This is a genomic window from Phenylobacterium sp., from assembly GCF_030645195.1.
GTDB lineage: Bacteria > Pseudomonadota > Alphaproteobacteria > Caulobacterales > Caulobacteraceae > Phenylobacterium.
The window spans coordinates 1-23294 of sequence record NZ_JAUSLW010000152.1 but is presented as its reverse complement, the minus strand read 5'-3'; the positions used below and the strand labels follow the sequence as shown (position 1 = coordinate 23294).

The window sequence follows — 23294 nt, the reverse complement described above, 5'->3', positions numbered from 1 at the left end:
CGCCCGCGTTTGGCCTATGACCGGGGACCAACACCTGGGGGGCGCGAAGCCTTGTCGGAAAAGCGGATTCTCCTGATCGTGGGCGGCGGGATCGCGGCCTACAAGGCGCTCGAACTCGTGCGGCTGCTGCGCAAGGCGGGCGTCGCGGTGCGCCCGATCCTGACGGCGGCGGGGGCGCAGTTCGTCACCCCGCTCAGCCTCTCGGCCCTCTGCGAGGACCGCGTCTATTCCGAGCTCTTCTCCCTGAACGACGAGGCGGAGATGGGCCATATCCAGCTCTCCCGCTCCGCCGACCTGGTGGTGGTGGCGCCGGCCACCGCCGACCTGATGGCCAAGGCGGCGGGCGGCCTTGCGGGCGACCTGGCGTCCACCACCCTGCTGGCCACCGACAAGCCGGTGCTGATGGCGCCAGCCATGAACGTGCGGATGTGGAACCACCCGGCCACCCAGCGCAACCTGGCGACCCTGCGCGCCGATGGGGTCAGCTTCGTGGGGCCCGATGAGGGGGCCATGGCCTGCGGCGAGTTCGGACCGGGTCGCCTGGCGGAACCCGCAGAAATTTTCACCGCCATCATGGCCGCCTTGCAGGCCCCCCCGGCCAAGCCGCTGGCGGGGAAACGCGCCATCGTCACCGCAGGGCCCACCGCCGAGCCCATCGACCCGGTCCGCGTGCTCACCAACCGCTCCAGCGGCAAGCAGGGGTTCGCGATCGCGGCCGCGCTCGCCGAGCTGGGCGCCCAGGTGACCCTGGTGGCCGGCCCGGTCTCCCTGGCCACCCCGCCCGGCGTCACCCGGGTGGACGTGGAGACGGCGCGGCAGATGCTCAGCGCCTGCGAGGCTGCCCTGCCCGCAGAGATCGCCGTCTGCGTGGCCGCAGTCTCCGACTGGCGCCCCGAGGTGGAGGCCGGCGCCAAGATGAAGAAGGGCGCCGCCGGCCCGCCGGCCCTGAAGCTGGTGGAGAACCCCGACATCCTGGCGACGCTGGCCAACGGCTTCCGCCGCCCCAAGCTGGTGGTGGGCTTCGCCGCCGAGACCCACGACGTGGAAACCTACGCCCAGGCCAAGCTGGCCAAGAAGGGCTGCGACTGGATCGTGGCCAACGACGTCAGCATCGAGGGGACCATGGGGGGCGACGACAACGCGGTGGCTATCGTCACCGCCCAGGGAATCGAGCGATGGGAGCGGACCGCCAAGTCCCAGGTCGCCCGCAAGCTGGCGGCCCGCATGGCCGAGGAGCTGTCGTGAACCTGCCCATCAAGCGCCTGCCGCATAATTCCGACCTGCCCCTGCCGGCCTATGAGACCGCCGACTCCGCCGGCATGGACCTGCGGGCCGCCGTCCCGCAGGACGAGCCCCTGGTGATCCGCCCCGGCGATCGCTTCGCCGTGCCCACCGGTTTGGCGATGGCGATCCCTCGCGGCTTCGAGGGCCAGGTGCGGCCCCGCTCGGGCCTGGCGCTGAAGTCCGGGATCACCTGCCTGAACACGCCGGGCACCGTGGATTCCGACTATCGCGGCGAGGTCAAGGTGATCCTGATCAACCTCGGCGCAGAAGATTTCACCGTTCGCCGCGGCGACCGCATCGCCCAGATGGTGATCGCCCCGGTGACTCAAGCCGTCGTGGCCGAGGTGGCGGACCTCGACGAGACGGCGCGCGGGGCCGGCGGGTTCGGGTCGACGGGCGCGGCTTGAGGATTCAACGACGGTCCCTTCTCCCCTTGCGGGAGAAGGTGGCGCGCGAGGGCGCGCCGGATGAGGGGTCGCACTTCCCTCTAGAAAAATAACTCCCGTCATCCCGGACGGCCGTCAGGCCGATCCGGGACCCAGGGGGATTGAATGCGGCCCCTGGGTCCCGGCTCTCCGCTTCGCTGCGGCCAGGATGACGACGCGGGTTTTCCGGAGAGGTCTATCGACCCCTCATCCGACCCTGCTCCGCAGGGCCACCTTCTCCCGCAAGGGGAGAAGGATGACAGGGGGCCTCCAATGAAACTCCAGGTCTAGAAGTCCAACGCCGGGCTCACAAAACCGGTGATATTTTCATCGATGGCCTGGGCGACGGCGAGGGTCTTGGCGTCGCCGCCGTGGGGGCCGATGAGCTGGACGCCGACCGGGAGGCCCGAGGCGGCGAGGCCCGCGGGGATGGTGGTCACCGGCAGGTGGCAGGCCGTCGCCAGGGCGATCCAGTTCAGCATGGAGCCATAGGGCAGGGTCTCGCCGTTGGAGCAGGGGATCTTGCGGCTCGCGAAGGGCTTGTGGTTGTGCGGAAAGGCCACGGTGGCGCTCACCGGCGCCAGGATCACGTCGAAGCGGGAGAAGACGTCCTTGAGGCTTTCGCGCAGGCGGCAGCGGACCTCGTCGGCCTCCAGCCACTCGGCGTGGGTGGCGGTATAGGCCCGCACCTGGGCGAAGCGCTCGTCGGCCCCCAGGCTCGCCGCCAGCTTGGCCACCCCGCGCATGGAGGCCATCTGCCTGCGCTGGGCTTCGGGCAGGTCGGTTCCGACGATGGAGCCCAGCAGCACCTGGTAGGCGCCCATCAGCTGGTCGACGGGGACCGGGCTGGAGATCGGCTCCACCTGGGCGCCGGCGGCGGTGAGCTTGGCGGCGAGGGCCTCGATCACCGTGCGCACCTCGGGGTCGAGGGGGAATCCGTCGGCCTCCAGCCACAGGCCGATGCGGGTCCTCTCCAGGTCCGCGGGCGGGGCCTTGGCCGCCACCGGGCCGCCGGCGATCAGGGAGAGCAGCAGCTTCAGATCCCGCGCCGAGCGCGCCAGGGGGCCGATGACGTTGAGGTCCCGCTCGGCGTGGGCGCCGGGCTGGGGCGGCACATGGCCGCGCTGGGAGACCAGGCCCCAGGTGGGCTTGTGGGAGAAGACGCCGCAGAAACTGGCCGGGACCCGCAGGGAGCCGCCGATGTCCGAGCCGATCTCCAGGGCCGTGATCCCGACGGCCAGGGCCGCGGCGGCCCCGCCCGACGACCCGCCGCTGGTGCGCGTCAGGTCCCAGGGATTGTTGGTGGTCCCGAACAGGTCGTTGAAGCTCTGCCAGTCGCCGGCCATCACCGGGACATTGGTCTTGCCCCAGATCACCGCCCCGGCCCGCCGGGCGCCGGCCACGGCCGGGGCGTCCTCGCAGATCCGGTGTCGGAAGGCGTCCAGGCCGGAGGAGGCCGGCATGCCCGCCACGTCCAGGGTGTCCTTGATGGTCATGGGTAGGCCCGCGAGGGGGCCCAGCTGGCCGTCCTTGATCCGGGCGTCGTCGACGGCCCGGGCGCGCTCCAGGGCGTAGGCCAGGTCGGCGTTGACCACCGCGTTGACGCTCTTGTGCAGCTTCTCCTGCCGGCGGAGGACCAGCTTCAGCAGTTCCTCGGCGGAGATGCGCTTGCCGGCCAGGGCCGCGAGCTGGCTGGTGGCGTCCTGGTCGAGGATGTCTCCGGCCATGATCAACTTCCCAAAATGAGGATGTATACGGAGATAAATTCTCCGCTTTGAGCCGCGCCTAGGCCTTGAAACCCAGGACGTCCTGCATGTCGTAGGCCCCGGCGGGCCGGCCCACCACCCATCGGGCGGCCTCCACGGCGCCGCGAGCGAACAGGCCCCGATCGCGGGCCGAGTGGCTGAGGGTGAGGATCTCGTCCTCCGCCGCGAAGGTCACCGAATGCTCGCCGATGATGTCGCCGCCGCGCATGACCGAAAAGCCGATGTCGCCCTCGGCGCGGGGGCCGTTGATCCCGTCGCGGCCGCGCTGGGCCACCTCGTTCAGGTCCACGCCGCGCCCCTCGGCGGCGGCCTCGCCGAGCATCAGGGCGGTGCCGGAGGGTGAGTCGACCTTGCGGCGGTGGTGGGCCTCGAAGATCTCGATGTCGTAGTCCCGGGCCGGCAGGGCGCGCGCCGCCTGGGCCACCAGACCCAGCAGCATGTTGACGCCGAGGGAGAAGTTGCGGGCCCGTACGATAGAGATCTTGGCCGCGCAGGCCTCGATGGCGGCGGCCTCACTATCGGAGATACCGGTGGCGCCGATCACCAGGGCCGGGCCGCCACGGGCGGCGCAGGCCTGGGCGAGCGCCACGGAGGCGGCCGGCGTCGTGAAGTCGATCACCACGTCGCAGGCTGCGAGCGCGGCCTCCTGGCTCACCAGGCCCTCGCCCTGGGCGCCGGGCCGGTCGAAGCGGGCGGCGAGCACCAGGTCGTCGCGTGCGGTGATCGCCGCAGTGACCGCCTGGCCCATGCGGCCGAGCGCGCCGGCGACGGCGATGCGGATGGGAGCGGTCAGCGGGGTCTCTCCAGAATGTGCCTGTGGGGCACATGCTTGTCCCGCGAGCGTGGCGGTTGGGTCAAGGGAGACGCCACCCTCGCCGTTATCCCGGACGGCCGGAAGGCCGATCCGGGACCCAGGGGCGGAGCGCGCGGCTCCTGGGTCCCAGCTCTCCGCTGCGCTGCGGCCGGGATGACGTTGGTTGGGGGGTTAGCTAAGCCGCTTGGAACAGCCCCATCCTCCTGCATCGCGCGGGAGACCAGGGGGCGAGCAGGCCAGCGGGGAGGGTTCCACGATGTCCTCCGGCCGGTTGACTTGCATACCATTCGATACAAAATAAGAGGCGCCAAGAATTGCGTGCGACGTAGTACAAAAAAGGTCTCGCGCGGCGGGCGATTTCCTCACCCGACGGCGGATCTAGATACCCCTGGCGTCGGGCATTAAAGTCCTTAACGGTAGTAAATTAATCGCCTCAGGAATTTGATTCGAAGTGGTACAGAACCAGCCTCGACCCCGCGGCCGTCCGCGCAGCTACGATCCCGCCGTGGCGCTGGACCAGGCCCGCGCCGCCTTCTGGAACACCGGCTACGCCGCGACCTCCCTGGACGACCTATCGGCCGCCACCGGCCTGAACCGGCCCAGCCTCTATGGGGCGTTCGGCGACAAGAAGGCCCTGTATCTCAAGGCCTTGGAGAAATCCCGCGCCGAGACCACCGCGGCGCTGGCCGCGGCCATGGCCCCCGACGAGCATCTGCGCGCGGCCCTCACGCGGGTCTATGAGGCCGCCGCCGGCCTCTATATGCGCGGCGACCTTGGCCCCCGGGGCTGCTTCCTGATCGGCACCGCGGTCACCGAGGCGGTGGACGATCCCGAGATTCGCGCGGTGCTGGCCGCGGCGCTCTCCGAGATCGACGCGGCCTTCGAGGCCCGCATCCGGCGGGCCATGGAGGTGGGCAACCTGCCCCTTTCCACCGACGCTGCGGGCATGGCCAAGGTGGCCACGGCGGTGATGAACGCCATGGCCGTCCGCGCCCGGGCCGGGGGCGACCTGGCCAGCCTGCGGGCCATGGGGGCGGCGGTCGTCGACCTGATCTGCGGGCGGGCGGGGCGGTAGGCCCCAACACCGAGCGGGGAATGAAGCGGTGGAACCCTGGCCTAGATCCCCCCGCGCCCCTAAGAGTCACCCCGCAGGCGCGCCCGCTTTCGAGACGCGCGCCGGACAGGAAACGCCATGAAGCTCTATTCCAACGATCTCTCGCCCTTCGCCTCGCGTCCGCGGATGGCGATCTACGCCAAGGACCTGCCGGTGCACATCCTGCCGCCGCCGGGCGACCTGAAGAGCGCGGAATATCTGGCGATCAATCCCATGGGCAAGATCCCGGCCCTGGTGCTGGACGACGGCACGGTGATCCCCGAGAGCGACACCATCGTCGAATACCTGGCCGACGCCTTCCCCGCCTCCGGCCTGCGGCCCACCAAGCCCGACGAGATCGCGCGCGGTCGCCTGATCGCCCGGGTCGCCGAGCTCTATGTGATGGCCAGCGGCTCCAACCTGTTTGGCCAGATGAACCCCGCCACCCGTGACGCCGCGGTGGTGGAGGAGGGTTTCACCAAGCTCGACAGCGGCCTGGCCCACCTGAACCTGTTCATGACGCAAGACGCCTATGCGGTGGGCGACAGCGTCACCACCGCCGACTGCGCGCTCGTCCCCATGCTGATGTTCGTGGGTGTGTTCGGCATGGTGTTCGGCAAGGGCGATCCCATGGCCCGGCACACCAAGGTGGCCGCCTATTGGGGCCGCATCCAGAAGGACCCGGCCGCCGCCAAGGTGCTGGGCGAGATGCAGGCCGCGCTGAAGGCCCGCATGGCCGGCTGATCGCCGCCGCGACGTCCGCGGCGAAGCTTCGCCGCGGCAGGTTGTTTCAGGGCGCCGGCCTCTGTAGGTTGGCGCCCTTCATTCAAAAGCCCCCAGCGCCGTAAGGACACGCTCCCCCTATGAGCGACGAAAAACGCACCTTCACCGATGAGGAAGCCCTCAGCTTCCACCGGGACCCGACCCCCGGGAAGATCGCCATCGTGCCCACAAAGCCGATGGCGACCCAGCGCGACCTCAGCCTGGCCTATTCGCCGGGCGTGGCGGTGCCGGTGCTGGCCATCGCCGAGAATCCGGAGCTGGCCTACGACTATACGTCCAAGGGCAACCTGGTGGCGGTGATCTCCAACGGCACGGCCATCCTGGGCCTGGGCAATCTGGGGGCGCTCGCCGCCAAGCCGGTGATGGAGGGCAAGAGCGTGCTCTTCAAGCGCTTCGCCGACGTCGATTCCATCGACATCGAGGTCTCGGCCACCGATCCGGACGAGATCATCACGGTGGTCAAGAACATCGGCGTCACCTTCGGCGGCATCAATCTTGAGGACATCAAGAGCCCCGAGTGCTTCCGCATCGAGACCGAGCTGCAGGAGCTGCTGGACATCCCGGTGTTCCACGACGACCAGCACGGCACGGCCATCATCTCGTGCGCGGGCCTGATCAACGCCTGCCACATCACCGGCCGCGAGCTGAAGGACGTCAAGGTGGTGCTCTGCGGGGCAGGCGCGGCGGGGATCGCCAGCCTGGACCTGATGAAGGCCATGGGGGTGCGCCACGAGAACTGCATCGCCGTCGACAATACCGGGGTCATCTACAAGGGCCGTTCGGCCGGCATGAACCAGTGGAAGTCGGCCCATGCGGTGGACACCGACGCCCGGACCCTGGCCGAGGCCCTGGTGGGCGCCGACGTCTTCCTGGGCCTCTCGGCCAAGGGGGCGCTGACCCAGGACATGATCATGAAGATGGCGCCCAATCCGCTGATCTTCGCCATGGCCAATCCCGATCCGGAGATCCTGCCCGAGGAGGTCCACGCCGTGCGGCCCGACGCCATCGTCGGCACCGGGCGCAGCGATTATCCCAACCAGGTCAACAATGTCCTGGGCTTCCCCTACATCTTCCGCGGCGCGCTGGACGTGCGCGCCCGCCGCGTGAACCTGGAGATGAAGATCGCCTGCGCCAATGCGCTGGCCCAGCTCGCCCGCGAGGACGTGCCCGACGAGGTGGCCGCGGCCTACCACGGCCAGCAGCTGAAGTTCGGCCCGCAGTACATCATCCCCTCGCCCTTCGACCCCCGGCTGATCTGGTACATCCCGCCCTTCGTCGCCCAGGCGGCCATGGACACCGGGGTGGCCCGCAAGCCCATCGAGGACATGGACGCCTACCGGGCGTCGCTCGCCCAGCGGCTCGACCCCACCGCAGCCTTCCTGCAGAAGCTTCAGGGCACCGTCCAGGCCGCGCCCAAGAAGAAGATCGTCTTCGCCGAGGGCGAGGAGCCCAGCGTGATCCGGGCCGCCTACGCCTTCCAGAGCGCGGGCCTCGGCCAGGCCGTGCTGGTGGGCCGCGAGGACCTGGTGCTGGAGAACATGGCCGTCGCCGGCCTCGATCCCAAGGACACCGGCCTGGAGATCATCAACGCCCGGCTGTCGCACCGGAATCCGGAATATGTCGACTATCTCTACAGCCGGTTGGCCCGCCAGGGCTTCCTGAAGCGCGACGTCCAGCGGCTGATCAACCAGGACCGCAACTCCTTCGCCGCCTCCATGGTGGCGCTGGGCCACGCCGACGGCATGGTCACCGGGGTCACCCGCTCCTACGACCAGGTGCTGGAGGAGGTGCTGCAGGTCATCGACCCGTCCCCCAACGGCCGGGTCATGGGCATGAGCGTGGTCCTGGCCAAGGGCCACACCCTGTTCATCGCCGACACCAACGTCACCGAGATGCCGGAGGCTGACGAGCTGGTGGAGATCGCCCTGCAGGCGGCCCGCACCGTCAGCGTGTTGGGCTACACCCCGCGGGTGGCCTTCATGTCCTACTCCACCTTCGGCAATCCCATGGGCCAGCGCAGCGAGAAGGTGCGCGAGGCCGTGGCCATGCTCGACGAGATGGACGTCGACTTCGAGTACGAGGGCGAGATGCCGCCGGAACTGGCGCTCGATCCGGAAAAGCGGGTCAACTACCCGTTCATGCGCCTCACCGGCCCGGCCAATGTGCTGATCATGCCGGCCATCCACTCGGCGGCCATCTCCACCCAGCTGGTCCAGGCCGTGGGCGGGGCCACGGTGATCGGGCCCCTGCTGCTGGGCCTGTCGCGCTCGGTGCAGATCTGCCCGCTCTCGGCCTCGGTCAGCCGCATCCTGCAGATGGCCACCGTGGCGGCCTACGAGCAGGACCTCGCGGAGGCCCAGGCCTGATGCGTCGGGGCCTGTCCACGACTTAAGCGGGTCGCGCGCCTTGGGTGGGGCGGCGATCCGTCGTCCCCCCACCTTGAGATTTCGGAGCGCGCGCCATGGCCGGGACGATCGGCATCGATTTCGGGACCACCAATACGGTGGTGGCGCTGGCCGGCGACGGCGGCCCTGCGACCCTGGTCAATTTCCCGGCGCCGGAGGGGGACCTGTTCGCCTTCCGCTCGGCCCTCAGCTTCCACGCGCCCGCCGAGCGGCCCAACGAGCGGACGGTGGAGGCCGGCCCGTGGGCCATCGAGGCCTATGTCGAGGACCCGCTGGAGACCCGCTTCATCCAGTCCTTCAAGAGCTTCGCGGCTTCGGAGAGCTTCACAGAGACGCAGATCCTGGGGCGGCGCTACCAGTTCGAGGACCTGCTCTCGGCCTTCCTGCTGAAGCTGCGCGATCATGCGGGACGGGGCCTGGCCGACCTGCCCGAGCGGGTGATCGTCGGCCGGCCGGTGACCTTCGCCGGCGGCGCCCCCAACCCGGAGCTGGCCCTGCGCCGCTACGAGACCGCCTTTTCCCGCCTGGGGTTCAAGGAAATCCTCTACGCCTATGAGCCGGTGGGGGCGGCCTTCTTCTTCGCCCGCGAGCTGAAGGCCGACGCCACCGTCCTGGTGGGGGACTTCGGCGGCGGCACCAGCGACTTCTCCATCATCCGCTTTTCCCGCGAGGGCGGCGAGATCGCCTCGACGCCTCTGGGGCGGTCGGGCGTCGGCGTGGCCGGGGACGCCTTCGACTACCGGATCATCGACCACCTGGTGTCGCCGGAACTGGGCAAGGGGACGAGCTACACCTCCTTCGGCAAGACCCTGCCGATCCCCAACCGCTACTATTCCACCTTCGCCCGCTGGGACCAACTGGCCCTGATGCGCGCCAGTCGCGACATGCGCGAGATCCGCAAGCTGGTGCGCGAGGCCGTCGAGCCCGACAAGATCGCCCGGCTGGTGGAGACCCTGGACGAGAACTACGGCTATCTGCTCTACCGCTCGGTGAGCCGTCTGAAGGAGGCCCTGTCGCGGGAGACCGCGGCGGAGTTCAGCTTCGCCGCCGGCAGCATCGAGATCCGCCGGCATGTGCAGCGGGCGGAGTTCGAGGGCTGGATCGCGCCGGAACTCGCCCTGATCGAGGCCGCCGTCGACGAGGCCCTGGCTGATTCAGGGCTCCAGCCTGGCCAGATCGACCGCGTCTTCCTCACCGGCGGCTCCTCCCTGGTGCCGGCGGTGCGGGCGATCTTCCACCGCCGCTTCGACCCCGCCAGGATCGAGAGCGGCAGCGAGCTGGAGTCCATCGCCTCGGGCCTGGCCCTGATGGGCCGCGAGCGCGACCTCGACCGCTGGTGCCGACGGGCGGACCTTTCCGCGTAATTTCTTACCGCTTCTTCTCCAAGGTGGCGCTGGCGGCCAGTTCGCGCAGGGCGGCGTTGGCGATGGTGAGCTTGGCGAAGGTCCAGCCGCCGCCGGCCGCCTCGATCTCATCCACCGCCTTGCGGGCGGCCTGGGCGGCGTCGCGGCGCAAGGCGGCCCAGGAGGCCACGGCCTTCTGGGCAGTCTCGGCGCTTTCGCCGGCCTGGGCGCTGGCGGCGAAGGCCATGATCGAGCGGGTCAGCACCGCCTGTTCGGCCAGCAGGTCCTCCAGCAGCCGCCGCACGGCGGTGCGCTCGAAGGCGTCCCCGGCGGTGAAGCCGCCCGCCGCCGCCCGCAGGCGGTCGAAGGCGAAGACCTCGCCGGTCTGGTGATAGAGCCTGGCCACGCTCGGCAGGGCCCAGGAGGAGGCCTCGGCCAGGTCCACCAGATCCGCGGCGGTGGTGAGCGGCTGCAGGTTGGCCACCTGGGTCGCCAGGGCCTCCGGCGCGCCGGCCTCCACTAGCTTGGCGATCTGGGCCAAGGTCCGTTCCTGCTCGACGCTCGAGAGCACGCCGGGCCCCAGCTTGCGCAGGGTGGCGGTGCCTGGCCCGTAGCGCTTGATCAGCTCGGCCACGCCGGCCCCCTCGCGCCCGGCCCGGCGGGCCAGCCAGAAGGTCTCTCCACGCAAGGTGTAGGCCAGGCGGCGGAACAGGGCCATCTGGCCGGCGGCCGGGGTCTGGCCCGGGATCTTGGGATCGAGGTCGGCGACGGCGTCCCACAGGGCCGGCAGGTCCAGCACCGTCTTGGCCGCCTCATAGCCGGTGACGAAGGCGCGGACGTCGCAGGAGGCCGCCGCCATCAGGCGCGAGGGGAAGCTCGGCCCGCAGCGGTTGACCACGTCGTTGGCCACGACGGTGGCGATGATCTCCCGGCGCAGGCGGTGGCGGCGCAGGGCGTCGTCATACTTGCGCAGGGCGCGGGGGAAATAGCCCTCCAGCACCGCCTCGAAGTGCGGATCGTCGGGCGCCGCAGAGGCGACGATATCGTGGGACAGTTCCAGCTTGCCATAGGCCAGCAGCACCGCCTCCTCCGGCCGGGTCATGCCCCGTCCGGCCTCGGCGCGGGCCGCCATGACGCCAGCGTCCGGAAGGCCCTCCACCGCGCGGTCCAGCCGCCCGACCTGTTCGAGCCGGGTCATGAACTGGGCGTGGGGCTCCAGCTCCCCGACAGCGTCCAGGTCCATCAGGGACAGGGCCAGGGTCTGGTCGTAATTGTGCGACAGGACGTGGGCGGCCACGTCGGGCGTCATCGACTTCAGCAGCTTGTCGCGCTTCGGCCGAGTAAGAATTCCTGTTCGTTCAAGAATGCCGGTGGCGATCTTGATATTGACCTCGTGGTCGGAGGAATCGACCCCGGCCGAGTTGTCGATGGCGTCGGTGTTGATCTTGCCGCCCTTCAGGGCGAACTCGATGCGGCCGGCCTGGGTGAGGCCCAGATTGGCGCCTTCGCCCACCACCTTGACCCTCAGGTCGGCGCCATTGACCCTCAGGGCGTCGTTGGTCTTGTCGCCCACCTCCAGGTGGCCCTCGGCGCGGGCCTTCACATAGGTGCCGATGCCGCCGAGATAGAGCAGCTCGGCCGGCGCCTCGAGGATGGCCGACAGCAGCTCGGCCGGGGTGGCCGATTCTGCGGTTATCTCCAGCATCGCGCGGATCTCCCGGCTCAGCGGGATGGACTTCAGGTTTCGCGGGAAGACCCCGCCGCCCTTGGAGATCAGATTGCGATCGTAGTCGTCCCAGGAGGAGCGGGGCAGGGCGAACATGCGCTCGCGCTCGGCATGGCTCCGGGCCGGGTCCGGATCGGGGTCGAGGAAGATGTGGCGGTGGTCGAAGGCCGCCAGCAGCCGGGTCTGGCGCGACAGCAGCATGCCGTTGCCGAACACGTCGCCCGACATGTCGCCGACGCCGACCACGGTGAAGGGCTCGGACTGGATGTCCTTGCCCAGTTCGCGGAAGTGGCGTTTCACCGCTTCCCAGGCGCCGCGGGCGGTGATGCCCATGACCTTGTGGTCGTAGCCCGCCGAGCCGCCCGAGGCGAAGGCGTCTCCCAGCCAGAAGCCGTAGGATTCGGCGATGCCGTTGGCGATGTCGGAGAAGGTGGCGGTGCCCTTGTCGGCGGCGACGACGAGGTAGGGGTCGTCGGCGTCGTGGACCACGACATTCTCGGGATGAATGACCTTGCCGTCCGGGGTCAGGTTGTCGGTGATGTCCAGCAGGCCCTGCAGGAAGGTGGTGTAGGCGCGGATCCCCTCGGCGCGGATCGCTTCGGCCGTTCCGCCCTTGGGCAGCTGCTTGGGATAGAAGCCGCCCTTGGAGCCCACCGGCACGATCACCGCGTTCTTTGTGTTCTGCGCCTTGGCCAGAGCCAGGACCTCGGTGCGGAAATCGTCGCGCCGGTCGCTCCAGCGCAGGCCGCCGCGCGCCACCGGGCCGAACCGCAGGTGGACGCCCTCGACGTGGGTGGCCCAGACGAAGATCTCGCGGAACGGCTTGGGCAGGGGCAGGTCGGCCAGTTCGCCCGACGCCACCTTGAAGCTGATATAGGGCTTGGCCTGGCCGTCGGGGCAGGGCTGGTAATAGTTGGTCCGCTTGATCGCCCCCACCAGCAGGGCCAGGCGGCGCAGCACCCGATCGTCGTCCAGGCTCTCCACCAGCTGCAGGGCCTCGACGATCTCGGCCATCACCGCGTCGGCCTGGACCTGGCGGGCGGGGAGGTCGGCGTTGATGGCCGGGTGGAACTTGGTGCGGAACAGATCCAGGATCAGACGCGCGACCCCGGGATGGTTGGAGAGCGCGGCCTCCTGCACCCTCTGGCTGGGGTCCAGGCCCGACTGCTGGCGGTGCCGGGCGAGCGCCCGGATCAGGGCCGCATCGCGCCAGGTGATGGAGAGCTCCAGCACCAGGCGGTTGAAGCCGTCGTTCTCCGTCCGGCCGCTCCAGATGGCCACGAAGGCGTATTCGAAGGCCAGCTTCACCTCGGCGAAGACCAGGTGCTCGCCGCGCGGGTCCTCCAGCTCGAAGTCGTGGACCCAGACCGGGGCCGCGCCGAGGCGGGTGACCGGGAAGCCGGTCTCCACCATGGCCTTCAGGCCCATGTTCTCCAGGATCGGCAGGACGTCGGCGAGCGGCGCCGGCGCGCCGGGCCGGTAGAGCTTGAAGCGGAACTGGGTCTTGCCGTCGGCGGGGCGGCGATAGGCCCGCACCCGGACCGGCTCCTCGGGCTCCAGGCTGTCGATCACCGCCAGGTCGGCCAGGGCCTCCGCGGCGTCGTAATTGTCCCGATAGCCGGCCGGGAAGGCCCCGGCGTAGCGGGCCAGGATGTCGCTGACCTCGTCGGTTGGCCGGCCGCTGGCGCGGATGGCGGCGTCGAAGCGGTCCTCCCAGGTGCGGCTGGCCTGGGTCACCTGCGCCTCGATGGCTTTCAGGTCGGGATCGAGATGCTGCCCCGGGGTGAAGCCGATGATGAAGTGGACCCGCGCCAGGGGGGCGTCGGAGAAATAGGGGTAGTAGGCCGAGACCCGGCCGCCATAGGCCTTGGCCAGCAGGTCTCCGGCCTTGACGCGCAGATCGGAGTCGTAGCGTTCGCGGGGCACGTAGAGCAGGACCGAGGCGAAGCGGTCATAGGGGTCGCGGCGCTCGAACAGCCGCACGCGGGGCCGGTCGAAGAGGTGCAGGACGGCGAGCGAGGTGGCCAGCAGGTCGTCCTCGCCGGCCTGGAACAGCTCGTCGCGGGGGTGGTTCTCGACGATGTTGCGCAGGCGCTTTTCGTTGTGGCTGCCCGGCCTGGCGCCCGCGCGGGCGAGGATATGGGCCACCTTGGCCCTCAGCAGGGGCACGTCGCGGGCCGGCTCGTCATAGGCCTCGGAGGTGAACAGGCCCACGAAACGGATCTCGCCGCAGGGCTTGCCGTCGGCGCCGTAGCGCTTGATCCCCACATAATCCATGTAGCCGCGCCGGTGGACCCGGGAGCGGACATTGGACTTGGCCACCGTCACCGGCGGATCGGCCAGGCGCGAGCGGATCTGGGCGGTGAGGACGGCGGGCTCCGAGGAGCGCCGCAGCACGGTGCGCTCGGGATCGCGCAGCACGCCGAGCCCGTCCTGGGGCTGGTAGAGGGGTTCTTCCGGGGCGTAGTCGCCGTTCTTCAGGCGCGGGTACTCGTAGACCCGGGCGCCCAGATAGACGAAGTGCTCGTCGTGCAGCCAGGACAGAAAGGCTGCGTCCTCGTCGCGGACCTCGCTCTTGGGGGCGCCGCTCAGCTCCTCGATGGCGCGGCGCATCAGGGCCAGCATGGCTGGGAAATCGTCCACCGCGGCGCGGACATCGGCCAGGGCGGCCTTCAGTCCGGCCATCAGGGCGGCCTCGCGGTCCTCGCCCACGGTCTCCAGCACCACCTGGATCAGGGATTCCCGGCGCGGTGTCCCGGTCTCGCCGCGCACGCCCTTGCGGTCGCGGGCCACGGTGACGACGGGGTGGAACATGGCGCGGACCGACAGGCCCTGCTCCCCCAGCTCGCCCATGACGCTGTCCACCAGGAAGGGGGCGTCGTCCTGCACGATCTCCAGGCGGTCGAGGCCGGCCTGGCCTTGAACCAGGCGAATGGCCGGCGCCTTGCCCCGCCGGGTTTCGGCGAAGGCCCAGAAGTCGGCCAGCGCCGCGGCCAGGTCGGCGGCGGGCAGTTCGGGCAGTTCGTCGGGGGCGGCGTCGGCGGCGGCCTGCTCGATGAAGGCGCGGCCGGCCTCGCTCTCCGGAACCAGGGCCAGGAAGGCCTTGATCAGGGGGCCGGCGGACTTCGCGGGCTTGGGGCGGCGGATCATGCCCAGGCTCCGGACGCGAGAACGCCGCCGGAGGAGAGTGTCCGGCGGCGCCTGGTTCCGCCTAGGGGGGGTGGCGAAACACTCGGTCCTCGCGACGCCCGGGGGCTGAGAAAGCGGGCGTCGGGGCGTCGGGACTCGCCCGAGCCACATTCAGATAGGGATTGAACGGCCAAGTTGAAGACCCCGGGGTTGGACCCTCGCCCTCACGCTTGCGTGACGCGGCGAGGACGTTTCGGTTTCGGCGTTTCGTCGGGCGCGAGTCCGGCCTTCCGGTCTCGCAGCTTTTCGGGCTCCCCGTCGGCGGACAACAGGACGGCGACCCAGCGGGTTCCGTCGGACTGGGCCAGGATGACCATGGCCATCACCGTCAGCGGGGTGGAGAGGAACATGCCGGCCACGCCCCAGATCGCGCCCCAGAAGGCCAGGCTGAGCAACACCACCAGGGGATCGATATTGAGGCTTTCCCCCTGCATGCGGGGCAGGACCACGTTGCCCACCACGAACTGGATGGTCTGCAGCACCGCCAGCAGGACGATGGCCGGCCAGACCGGCTCGAACTGGATGAGCGCGAAGATCGGCGGCGCCAGGATGCCCAGCGCCCCGCCGATGATCGGGATGTAGGAGGCGATGAAGATCAGGAAGGCCCAGAACACCGCGTTGTCGAGGCCCAGGACCGCCATGACCAGCCAGGAGCCGCCGGCGATCATCAGGCCGGTGACGGTCTGGACCCAGAGGTATTGCTCCACCCCGTCGCGGATGCGCTGGAAGGCCTCCAGCGCCTCGTGGCGCTTGGCCCGGTTGTTGGACAGGCCGACCATCTTGCGCTCGAAGGCGTGTCGCGAGGCGATGATGAAGCCCAGATAGATCAGGATGAAGATGGCGTTGGAGGCGAAACCCTGAATGCCGCGGGCCGCGTCGCCGATGTATTTGCTGGGATCGAGCCGGCTCAGCAGCTGCTCGATGGTGGGCGCCACGTCGAGCCCGGCCACATTGGCCACCTGGGCGATCAGCTTGTTGAGCTTGGGCACATAGGTGACCAGCTGGGTGGCGAAGGTCGCGCCGTTGTCGGCGATCACGAACAGGGCCGTGCCGAACAGCAGGATGGAGACGGTGATGGCCACCGGCATCGCGGCCTTGGCCGGCAGCCACGGCAGCCGGCGCTTCAGCACCCGGGCGAAGCCGTCGATGACGATGGCCAGGAACATGGCCATGGCCGGCGGGGTCAGGATGTCGGCGAGCCAATAGATGGTCGCGCCGCTGGCGATCACCGCCAGGATGACCAGGCAGATGCGGGAAACGTTGGTGGTCGGTTCGGCGGCGGGCATGGAGCCGACTGTCCTCGGGGTCGCGGGCGTCGTCAATGAAGGTGACCTCTAGCCTGATTTCCCGGAGATGATGGTGCGTTCTTCGCGAGGTTTTCGGCCGGTTCCGGCAAGCCTGACCCAAATCCCGCGGGGTTTGAGAAATGTTTCTGCCGGTGACGATTGTTTACCCTTGCCCGTGGATGCGGCGCATCGCTGACGATAGCTTGGCCCTCGCACTTCCAAGGAGCGTTCCATGGCCGACGACGGCGTCCTGATCGGGTTCTCCGATCACCTCGAGACCCTGCGGCTCGACCGCGCCAACCGCCATGGCCTGGTGGCTGGGGCGACGGGCACCGGCAAGACCGTGACGCTGCAGACCCTGGCCCAGGGGCTATCGGACGCCGGGGTGCCGGTCTTCGCCGCCGATGTGAAGGGCGACCTCTGCGGGGTGGCCGCCCCGGGGACTCCCAACGAAAAGATGCTGGCCCGGGCCAAGGTGATGAACCTGGAGCTGCGCCCGGCCGGGGCGCCGGTGGTGTTCTGGGACCTGTTCGGCGAGCAGGGCCATCCGATCCGCGCCACGGTCTCGGAGATGGGGCCGCTGCTGATCTCCCGCATGCTGGAACTCAACGACGTGCAGGAGGGGGTGCTCTCGGTGGTGTTCCGCGCCGCCGACGAGGAGGGCCTGCTGCTGCTGGACCTGAAGGACCTGCAGGCCGCGCTCGCCTACGCCTCCGAGAACGCCAAGGCTCTGGGCGCCAAGTACGGCAATGTCTCGCCCACCACCGTGGCCACCATCCAGCGCAAGCTGCTGACCCTGGAGGACCAGGGCGGCGCCCACCTGTTCGGCGAACCGGCCCTGCAGCTCTCCGACCTGATGCGCACCGACGGCGCTGGGCGCGGCTATGTGAACATCCTGGCCGCCGACAAGCTGATCGCCAGTCCCCGGCTCTACGCCACCTTCCTGCTCTGGCTGATGAGCGAGCTGTTCGAGGAGCTGCCGGAGATCGGCGACCCGGACAAGCCCAGGCTCGCCTTCTTCTTCGACGAGGCCCACCTGCTGTTCCGCGACGCTCCCAAGCCGCTGCTGGAAAAGGTCGAGCAGGTGGTGCGACTGATCCGCTCCAAGGGCGTCGGGGTCTATTTCGTCACCCAGAACCCGGCCGACATCCCCGAGACCGTGCTGGGCCAGCTGGGCAACCGCATCCAGCACGCCCTGCGGGCCTATACGCCGATGGAGCAGCGGGGCCTGAAGGCCGCCGCCGACAGCTTCCGGACAAATCCCGCCTTCGACACCGCCGAGGCGATCCAGGCGTTGGGGGTCGGCGAGGCCCTGGTCTCGGTGCTGGATGAGAAGGGAGCGCCCACCATGGTGCAGAAGACCCTGATCCGTCCGCCCAACTCCCGCCTGGGGCCCCTGACCCCGGTCGAGCGGGCCGGGGTGATGGCGGCAAGCCCGGTGCGCGGGCTCTACGACCAGACCCAGGACCGGGACTCGGCCTTCGAGAAGCTGGCGGCGCGGGCGACCGCCGCCGCCGAAGCGGCCGCCGCCCCGCCAGTCCAGCAACGCCGCACCGAGCCGGCCCCGTCGCCGTGGGGCGACGAGCCGGCCCGCCGCCCGGCGGCGCGGGCCTCCAACCGCCAGTCCATGGGCGAGACCTTCGCCAAACAGCTGCTGCGCACCGTGGCCAGCACGGCGGGGCGCGAGATCATGCGCGGCCTGATGGGCGGCCTGAAGCGCAGCCGCCGATGAGCTCCGAACGTCCCCTTGAGGCCATCGCCGCCGAGCTCGGCCTCCTGGCCGACCGCCCCGCCACCGCCCTGTCCCTGGCCCTGGTCGGCCAGCCGGGCTCGCGCTGGCGGGTTCCGACCCCCGCGGCGGTGATCGACCTCGACGCCTTCGACCGCAACGTGGCGCGCATGGCCGCCCGGGCCAAGGCCGCGGGTCTGGCCCTGCGGCCCCACGCCAAGTCCCACAAGTGCGCGGCCCTGGCGCGGCGTCAGATCGCCGCCGGCGCGGTCGGAGTCTGCTGCGCCAAGCTGGCCGAGGCCGAGGCCCTGTCGGCGGCGGGAATCCGCGGCATCCTGATCACCTCCTCCCTGGCGAGCGAGCCTTCGGCGGCCCGCGCGGCCAGGCTGGCGGCCGCCGATCCCGACTTCGCCATCACCGTCGACCATCCGGACGGCGCGATGGAGATCGGCCAGGCGGCCCGGGCGGCCGGCGTCATCGTCCGGGTGGTGGTGGATGTGGACCTCGGCATGGGCCGCACCGGGGTCTCCGGCGTGGAGCAGGCGGTGGAGGTCGGCGCGGCGATCGCGGCGCAAGCCTCGCTCAGGCTGATCGGGGTGCAGGGCTATGGCGGGCACTGGCAGCACATGACCGGCGCCAACCAGCGCGCCGCCGCCGTGGCCGACGGAATCGGCAAGCTCGCCGCGGCGGCCGACGCCCTACGGGCCCAGGGTCACGAGATCAGGCTGGTCACCGGCGGCGGCACCGGCACCTTCTCGGCCGACGCCGCCCAGGGGGTGCTGAATGAGATCCAGGCCGGTTCCTACGCCTTCATGGACCGGGAATACCGCGAGGCCCTGGGGGAGGACGAGGACGGCGCCTTCGAGACCAGCCTGACGGTCCAGGCCCGGGTGATCAGCGCCAACGCCCCGCGCTGGGTGACGGTGGACGCAGGCCTCAAGGCCTTCGCCACCGACGGCCCGGCGCCCGAGCCCCTGGGGGAGGCCTGGGCAGGGTCCAGCTACCACTTCTTCGGCGACGAGCACGGCATGGTCACGCGGCCCCGGCACCGGAGCGTGGCGCGCGGAGAGCGGGTGGAGTTCACCGCCCCCCACTGCGACCCCACCATCGACCGTTACGACCTGCTGCATCTGGTGCGGGGCGACGTCCTCGTCGACCTGGTGCGGGTCGAGGGGCGCGGGGCTTCGCAGTAATCAGCGGGCGGTGTAGCCGCCGTCGATCACCAGTTCCGAGCCGGTGATGAACTTGGCCTCGTCGGAGGCCAGGTAGACGGCGCCCCAGGCGATGTCGTCGGGTTCGCCGATATGGCCCAGGGGGTGGAGGGCGGCGGTGGCCTTGCGGCCCTCCTCCAGGTCCCCGGCGGCGCTCAGGTGATGCTCCACCATCGGGGTCCAGATGAAGCCCGGATGGATCGAGTTCACCCGAATCCTATCGGGGGCGTAGATCAGGGCGTCGGTCTTGCTCATCAGCCGCACCGCCCCCTTGGAGGCGTGATAGGGCGGCACGTCGGGGCCGCCCACCAGGCCGTAGATCGAGGACAGGTTGATGATGGAGCCGCCGCCGGCCGCCTTCAGGTGGGGGATGGCGTGCTTGGTGCCGAAGAAGACGCCCTTGACGTTGATGGCCTGGACGAAGTCCCACTCGGCCTCGGTGATCTCGTGGGTCGGCTTGTTGGCGCCGGAGACTCCGGCGTTGTTCACCAGTATGTCAAGGCGTCCGAAGTGGGCGGCGACCTCGTCGATCACCCGGCGGACCTCGGCCTCCTTGGAGACGTCACAGCGCCAGAAGCGGGCGGGGAAGCCGCGGGCGGAGAGCTCGGCGGCGAGCGCCGTCCCCTCGGTCTCCAGCATATCGAGGACGGCCACGGCGGCGCCCTCCTCGGCCATGCGGATCGCGGTGGCGCGTCCCAGGCCGAGCGCGGCCCCGGTGATCGCGGCGACCTTGCCTTTGAGCCTATCCATGAATCGTCCTCCTGAGAGGCGGCAGGTTGCACCCGCCGTGACCCGCCGCCTTGACGGGCGTCAATCGGCCCGGCTCAGGCCGAGGCGGCGACCCTCGCCAAGGCTTCGCGCACCGCGGCGCTGAGCTGCTCGGCGCGGAAGGGCTTGCGCACCACGGGCCAGGCGACCTCCGAGGCGCCCTCGAACTCGTCGCCGGCATAGCCGGTGGTGAGCACGATGGGCAGGTCGGGGTCGCGGGCCCGGGCGAGCTTGGCCAGGTCCACTCCGCTCATGCCGCCGGGCATGATGATGTCGGAGATCAGCAGGTCGAAGGCCTCTCCCGACTGCAGGCGGGCCAGGGCCGAGGGGCCGTCGGGCTCGGCGGTCACCTTGCAGCCCAGCTCGACCAGCAGGCCCTCGGTCACCGCCCGGACGGCGGCGTCGTCCTCCACCAGCAGGATCACCCGGCCCCTGGCCCAGCTGTCGTCGCCGGGCTCCGGGGGCGCCTCCACCGTGGGGACGGCGTCCACCGCCGGGACATAGAGGGTGACGGTGGCGCCCTCGCCCGGGCGGCTGTCGAGGGTGGCCGCGCCGCCGCACTGGGTGATGAAGCCGTAGACCTGGGCCAGGCCCAGCCCCGTGCCCTTGCCCACCTCCTTGGTGGTGAAGAAGGGTTCGAAGGCCCTGGCCAGGACCTCGGGGCTCATGCCGCCGCCGGTGTCGGCGACGCTGACCGCCACATGGTCTCCGGCCTGGGCGCCTGGGATGTCGCCGGCCGCCAGGCTCACCCGGCGGGTGAGGATCTCGATCCGCCCGGCTCCGCCCACCGCGTCGGCGGCGTTGACCACCAGGTTCAGCAAGGCGGCCTCGAACTGGGCGGAATCCAGGCGGGTGGCGCCTACCTGCGGATCGCAGCGGACGGTCAGGTCGATGGCCTCGCCGACCGCGCGGCGGACCAGGGGCTCCACCTGTTCGATCAGGGCGCCGACGTCCACCACCTCCAGCTTCAGCTCCTGGCGGCGCGAGAAGGCCAGCAGCTGGCGGGTGAGGCGTTCGCCCCGGCGTCCGGCGGCCAGCGCGGCCTCCGACAGGCGGATGACCCGGGCGGTGTCGGCCGGGTTCTTCAGGATCATGTCCAGCCCGCCGATCACCACGGTCAGCAGGTTGTTGAAGTCGTGCGCCACCCCGCCGGTGAGTCGGCCGACGGTCTCCAGGCGGTGGGCCTGGGCGAGCGCCGCCTCGGCCCGGGCGCGTTCCTCCAGGCTGGCCTCCAGCTCCCGCGTGCGCTCGGCGACCCGTTCCTCCAGGTGGCGGCGGGCCTCGACGATCTCGGTGATGTCGGAGGAGGAGCCGAACCAGCGACGGACCCTGCCGTCCTCCTCACGGATCGCCGAGGCGCGGCCGTTGAACCAGCGCCAGACCCCGTCGTGACGGCGGATACGGTGCTCCACGTCGAAGGGCAGGCCGCCGCGCACCGCCTGGGCCCAGGCGGCCTGCAGGTCGTCGCGGTCCTCCGGATGGATGACCTGCAGCCAGCCGTCCCCCATGTGGTCGGCGGCCGGGGCGCCGGTGAAGGCCACCCACTGGGGGCTGAGATAGTCGAAGGCGCCGTCGGGGCGGCTGGCCCACAGCAGCTGGGGCAGGGAGTCCACCAGGGCGCGGACCCGGGCCTCGCCGCCGCGCAGGGCGGTCTCGGCGGCCTTGCGGTCGGTGATGTCGGAGCAGGAGCCGATATAGCCCAGGAAGGTTCCCGCCCGGTCGAACCGGGGGGCGGCGGCCTCGTCGAGCCAGCGATAGACGCCGTCGTGGCGCCGGACCCGGTATTCCAGCCGCGCGGGCGAGCGGCGGGTGAAGTTCTCCTGGTAGATCTCCAGCACCCGGTCGCGATCCTCGGGATGGACCCCCTCCAGCCAGCCGCGGTCCAGCTCCTCGGCCAGGGTGCGGCCGGTGAAGGCCAGCCAGGAGGCGTTGAACCAGATCGCGCCCTGCTCGATCCCGCTCATCCAGATCAGCACCGGGGCGGCGTTGGCGATGTGCTCGAACTCGTCGCGGCTGCGGCGGGCCGCCTCCTCGGCCCGGCGCTGGTCGGTGATGTCGTGGAAGCTGACGGCCAGGCCGTCCCCCAGCCGCATGGCCGAGGACCGCATCCAGCGCTCGGCCCCGTCGATCACGCGGCGGACTTCCATGTCGTCGGGCCGGTCAGCCTCCAGGGCCGCGCTCAGGCGGCCGATCACCTCGCTGGCGGCCTCGCCGGCGAAGACATCGGTCACCTGGCGGCCCGTGAGCCCGGCCCGCGCCATCTGTTCGGCGGCGGGGTTGGCGTAGGTCCAGAGGAAGTCCACCACCTCCCCGTCGCGGCGCACGGGCGCCATGATGACGAAGCCGTCCAGGGCCTGCTCCTGGAAGATGCGGAACCGCGCCTCCACCGTCGCGCCCCGCTGGACGGCCAGGCGCAGGGCCTTGGCGATGACCACGGTCAGGGTGGCGGTGAGGACGAAGAGCAGGAGCTGGACGTGCTGCTGGCCCCAGGTCTCCCCGAGGGCGGCCTTGGGCAGCCACAGGGCCCAGATCAGGCCGGCGCTCAGCGCGGTGGCCAGCAGGCCGCCCCGCAGGCCGGCCACCAGGGTGGCGAACAGCACGGCGGGAAAGAAGGCCACATAGTTGGGCGGGGCGGCCATGAACAGGCCGGCCAGGCCGCGCAGCAGGGCCGCGGCGGCCACGGCGCCGAGGGCCGCGGCATAGCCGACGACGGGGCGTTCGATCGCAACCGCGAAATGCTGCGCCCACCGTCCGATCATGACGCGACAAGCCCCCACTCAGGGTTCCGGTGACACCGAACCCCTTATCGGAGGGAACGTAAAGCGTGGCCTCAGGTTCCCTCCGTCTCAGGTGGCTGAGATCAGCGCGGGGCCATCCGGATCGCGCCGTCCAGACGGACGTCCTCGCCGTTGAAATAGCCGTTGGTGATCATGGTGAGCGCCAGCTGGGCGTATTCCTCGGCGTTGCCCAGACGCTTGGGGAAGGGCACGGAGGCGGCCAGACCCTGCTTCACCGGCTCGGGCGCGAACTGCATGAGCGGGGTGTTGAAGATGCCGGGCAGGATGGTGTTGACGCGGATGCCGTCGCCGGCCAGGTCGCGGGCGATGGGCAGGGTCATGCCCACCACGCCGCCCTTGGAGGCCGAATAGGCCGCCTGGCCCATCTGGCCGTCCTCGGCCGCCACGGAGGCGGTGTTGACGATGGCGCCGCGCTCGCCGTCAGCCAGCGGTTCCAGGTTCAACATGCCGGCCGCCGACTTGGCAATACAGCGGAAAGTGCCGACCAGATTGATCTGGATGATGCGGTCGAAATTGGCCAGCGGGTAGTGCTTGATGTCGCCCGTCGCCTTGTCGCGACCGGCGGTCTTGGTAGCGTTGCCGGTACCAGCGCAATTCACCAGGATGCGTTCCTGACCATTGACCGAACGCGCCTTGACGAAGGCTACGTCCACCTGCTCCTCGGAGGTGACATC

Annotated in this window: 15 protein-coding genes; 8 read left to right on the top strand and 7 right to left on the bottom strand. The window is 70.4% G+C overall.

All coding sequences use genetic code 11. The features are described 5' to 3' along the window. The first annotated feature begins 51 nt into the window (after positions 1-51). Both coaBC and dut read left to right on the top strand, forming a co-directional pair. Positions 52-1245, top strand: a complete 1194-nt coding sequence (gene coaBC / locus Q7T09_RS12705) for a bifunctional phosphopantothenoylcysteine decarboxylase/phosphopantothenate--cysteine ligase CoaBC (protein ID WP_304700134.1) — start codon at positions 52-54, stop codon at positions 1243-1245. Continuing rightward, the gene (gene dut, locus Q7T09_RS12700) at positions 1242-1691 is read left to right on the top strand and encodes a dUTP diphosphatase (RefSeq protein ID WP_304700133.1); all 450 of its coding nucleotides are present in this window, start codon (positions 1242-1244) and stop codon (positions 1689-1691) included. Before coaBC ends, dut begins: the two co-directional genes overlap by 4 nt. A gap of 305 nt (positions 1692-1996) precedes the next feature. Here dut and Q7T09_RS12695 read toward each other — a convergent pair whose 3' ends face one another. Together Q7T09_RS12695 and dapB are read right to left on the bottom strand one after the other, a co-directional pair. Beyond that, positions 1997-3436, bottom strand: a complete 1440-nt coding sequence (locus tag Q7T09_RS12695) for an amidase family protein (protein WP_304700132.1) — start codon at positions 3434-3436, stop codon at positions 1997-1999. Positions 3437-3494: 58 nt separating this feature from the next. Further along, positions 3495-4268, bottom strand: coding sequence for a 4-hydroxy-tetrahydrodipicolinate reductase (gene dapB / locus Q7T09_RS12690; RefSeq protein WP_304700148.1), 774 nt, complete (start codon positions 4266-4268; stop codon positions 3495-3497). Between the two features lie 472 nt (positions 4269-4740). Here dapB and Q7T09_RS12685 point away from each other — a divergent pair, with 472 nt between their 5' ends. The 4 genes from Q7T09_RS12685 to Q7T09_RS12670 all read left to right on the top strand — a co-directional run bounded on the left by Q7T09_RS12685 (position 4741) and on the right by Q7T09_RS12670 (position 9934). Then, the gene (locus Q7T09_RS12685; RefSeq protein WP_304700131.1) at positions 4741-5364 is read left to right on the top strand and encodes a TetR/AcrR family transcriptional regulator; all 624 of its coding nucleotides are present in this window, start codon (positions 4741-4743) and stop codon (positions 5362-5364) included. Between the two features lie 117 nt (positions 5365-5481). Continuing rightward, positions 5482-6126 (top strand): glutathione S-transferase family protein, encoded by a 645-nt coding sequence (locus Q7T09_RS12680; RefSeq protein ID WP_304700130.1) that lies wholly within the window; start codon positions 5482-5484, stop codon positions 6124-6126. Positions 6127-6245: 119 nt separating this feature from the next. Further along, complete coding sequence (locus Q7T09_RS12675; protein ID WP_304700129.1) at positions 6246-8531, top strand: NADP-dependent malic enzyme; 2286 nt, start codon at positions 6246-6248, stop codon at positions 8529-8531. A gap of 95 nt (positions 8532-8626) precedes the next feature. After that, a complete protein-coding gene (locus Q7T09_RS12670) occupies positions 8627-9934 on the top strand; it encodes an Hsp70 family protein (protein ID WP_304700127.1) in 1308 nt (435 codons plus the stop codon). A gap of 4 nt (positions 9935-9938) precedes the next feature. Here Q7T09_RS12670 and Q7T09_RS12665 read toward each other — a convergent pair whose 3' ends face one another. Beyond that, positions 9939-14789: an NAD-glutamate dehydrogenase gene (locus Q7T09_RS12665; RefSeq protein WP_304700125.1), complete on the bottom strand. Its 4851-nt coding sequence runs from the start codon at positions 14787-14789 to the stop codon at positions 9939-9941. A 203-nt stretch (positions 14790-14992) separates the two neighbouring features. Next, positions 14993-16114, bottom strand: coding sequence for an AI-2E family transporter (locus Q7T09_RS12660; RefSeq protein ID WP_304700123.1), 1122 nt, complete (start codon positions 16112-16114; stop codon positions 14993-14995). Between the two features lie 232 nt (positions 16115-16346). Here Q7T09_RS12660 and Q7T09_RS12655 point away from each other — a divergent pair, with 232 nt between their 5' ends. Together Q7T09_RS12655 and Q7T09_RS12650 are read left to right on the top strand one after the other, a co-directional pair. Further along, positions 16347-17846 carry a helicase HerA-like domain-containing protein gene (locus Q7T09_RS12655; RefSeq protein ID WP_304700121.1) on the top strand — a complete coding sequence of 500 codons (1500 nt, stop codon included), beginning with the start codon at positions 16347-16349 and terminating at the stop codon, positions 17844-17846. Next, on the top strand, positions 17843-19036 hold the full coding sequence (locus tag Q7T09_RS12650) for an alanine racemase (protein WP_304700120.1): 1194 nt from the start codon (positions 17843-17845) through the stop codon (positions 19034-19036). The genes Q7T09_RS12655 and Q7T09_RS12650 overlap by 4 nt, the downstream gene beginning before the upstream one ends. On the opposite strand, the gene Q7T09_RS12645 is transcribed toward Q7T09_RS12650, so the two are convergent. From Q7T09_RS12645 to Q7T09_RS12635, 3 genes are all read right to left on the bottom strand, one after another. After that, complete coding sequence (locus tag Q7T09_RS12645; protein WP_304700118.1) at positions 19037-19804, bottom strand: SDR family NAD(P)-dependent oxidoreductase; 768 nt, start codon at positions 19802-19804, stop codon at positions 19037-19039. Between the two features lie 74 nt (positions 19805-19878). Then, positions 19879-22581: a PAS domain-containing sensor histidine kinase gene (locus Q7T09_RS12640; protein WP_304700116.1), complete on the bottom strand. Its 2703-nt coding sequence runs from the start codon at positions 22579-22581 to the stop codon at positions 19879-19881. A 101-nt stretch (positions 22582-22682) separates the two neighbouring features. Continuing rightward, on the bottom strand, positions 22683-23294 hold a 612-nt coding region (locus Q7T09_RS12635), incomplete at its 5' end, for an SDR family NAD(P)-dependent oxidoreductase (RefSeq protein WP_304700114.1).

Coding starts and splice junctions, on each gene's coding strand:
- Q7T09_RS12695 (WP_304700132.1), bottom strand. CDS start 3,436: ATGGCCGGAGACATCCTCGACCAGGACGCCACCAGCCAGCTCGCGGCC.
- Q7T09_RS12680 (WP_304700130.1), top strand. CDS start 5,482: ATGAAGCTCTATTCCAACGATCTCTCGCCCTTCGCCTCGCGTCCGCGG.
- Q7T09_RS12675 (WP_304700129.1), top strand. CDS start 6,246: ATGAGCGACGAAAAACGCACCTTCACCGATGAGGAAGCCCTCAGCTTC.
- Q7T09_RS12670 (WP_304700127.1), top strand. CDS start 8,627: ATGGCCGGGACGATCGGCATCGATTTCGGGACCACCAATACGGTGGTG.
- Q7T09_RS12665 (WP_304700125.1), bottom strand. CDS start 14,789: ATGATCCGCCGCCCCAAGCCCGCGAAGTCCGCCGGCCCCCTGATCAAG.
- Q7T09_RS12660 (WP_304700123.1), bottom strand. CDS start 16,114: ATGCCCGCCGCCGAACCGACCACCAACGTTTCCCGCATCTGCCTGGTC.
- Q7T09_RS12655 (WP_304700121.1), top strand. CDS start 16,347: ATGGCCGACGACGGCGTCCTGATCGGGTTCTCCGATCACCTCGAGACC.
- Q7T09_RS12650 (WP_304700120.1), top strand. CDS start 17,843: ATGAGCTCCGAACGTCCCCTTGAGGCCATCGCCGCCGAGCTCGGCCTC.
- Q7T09_RS12645 (WP_304700118.1), bottom strand. CDS start 19,804: ATGGATAGGCTCAAAGGCAAGGTCGCCGCGATCACCGGGGCCGCGCTC.
- Q7T09_RS12640 (WP_304700116.1), bottom strand. CDS start 22,581: ATGATCGGACGGTGGGCGCAGCATTTCGCGGTTGCGATCGAACGCCCC.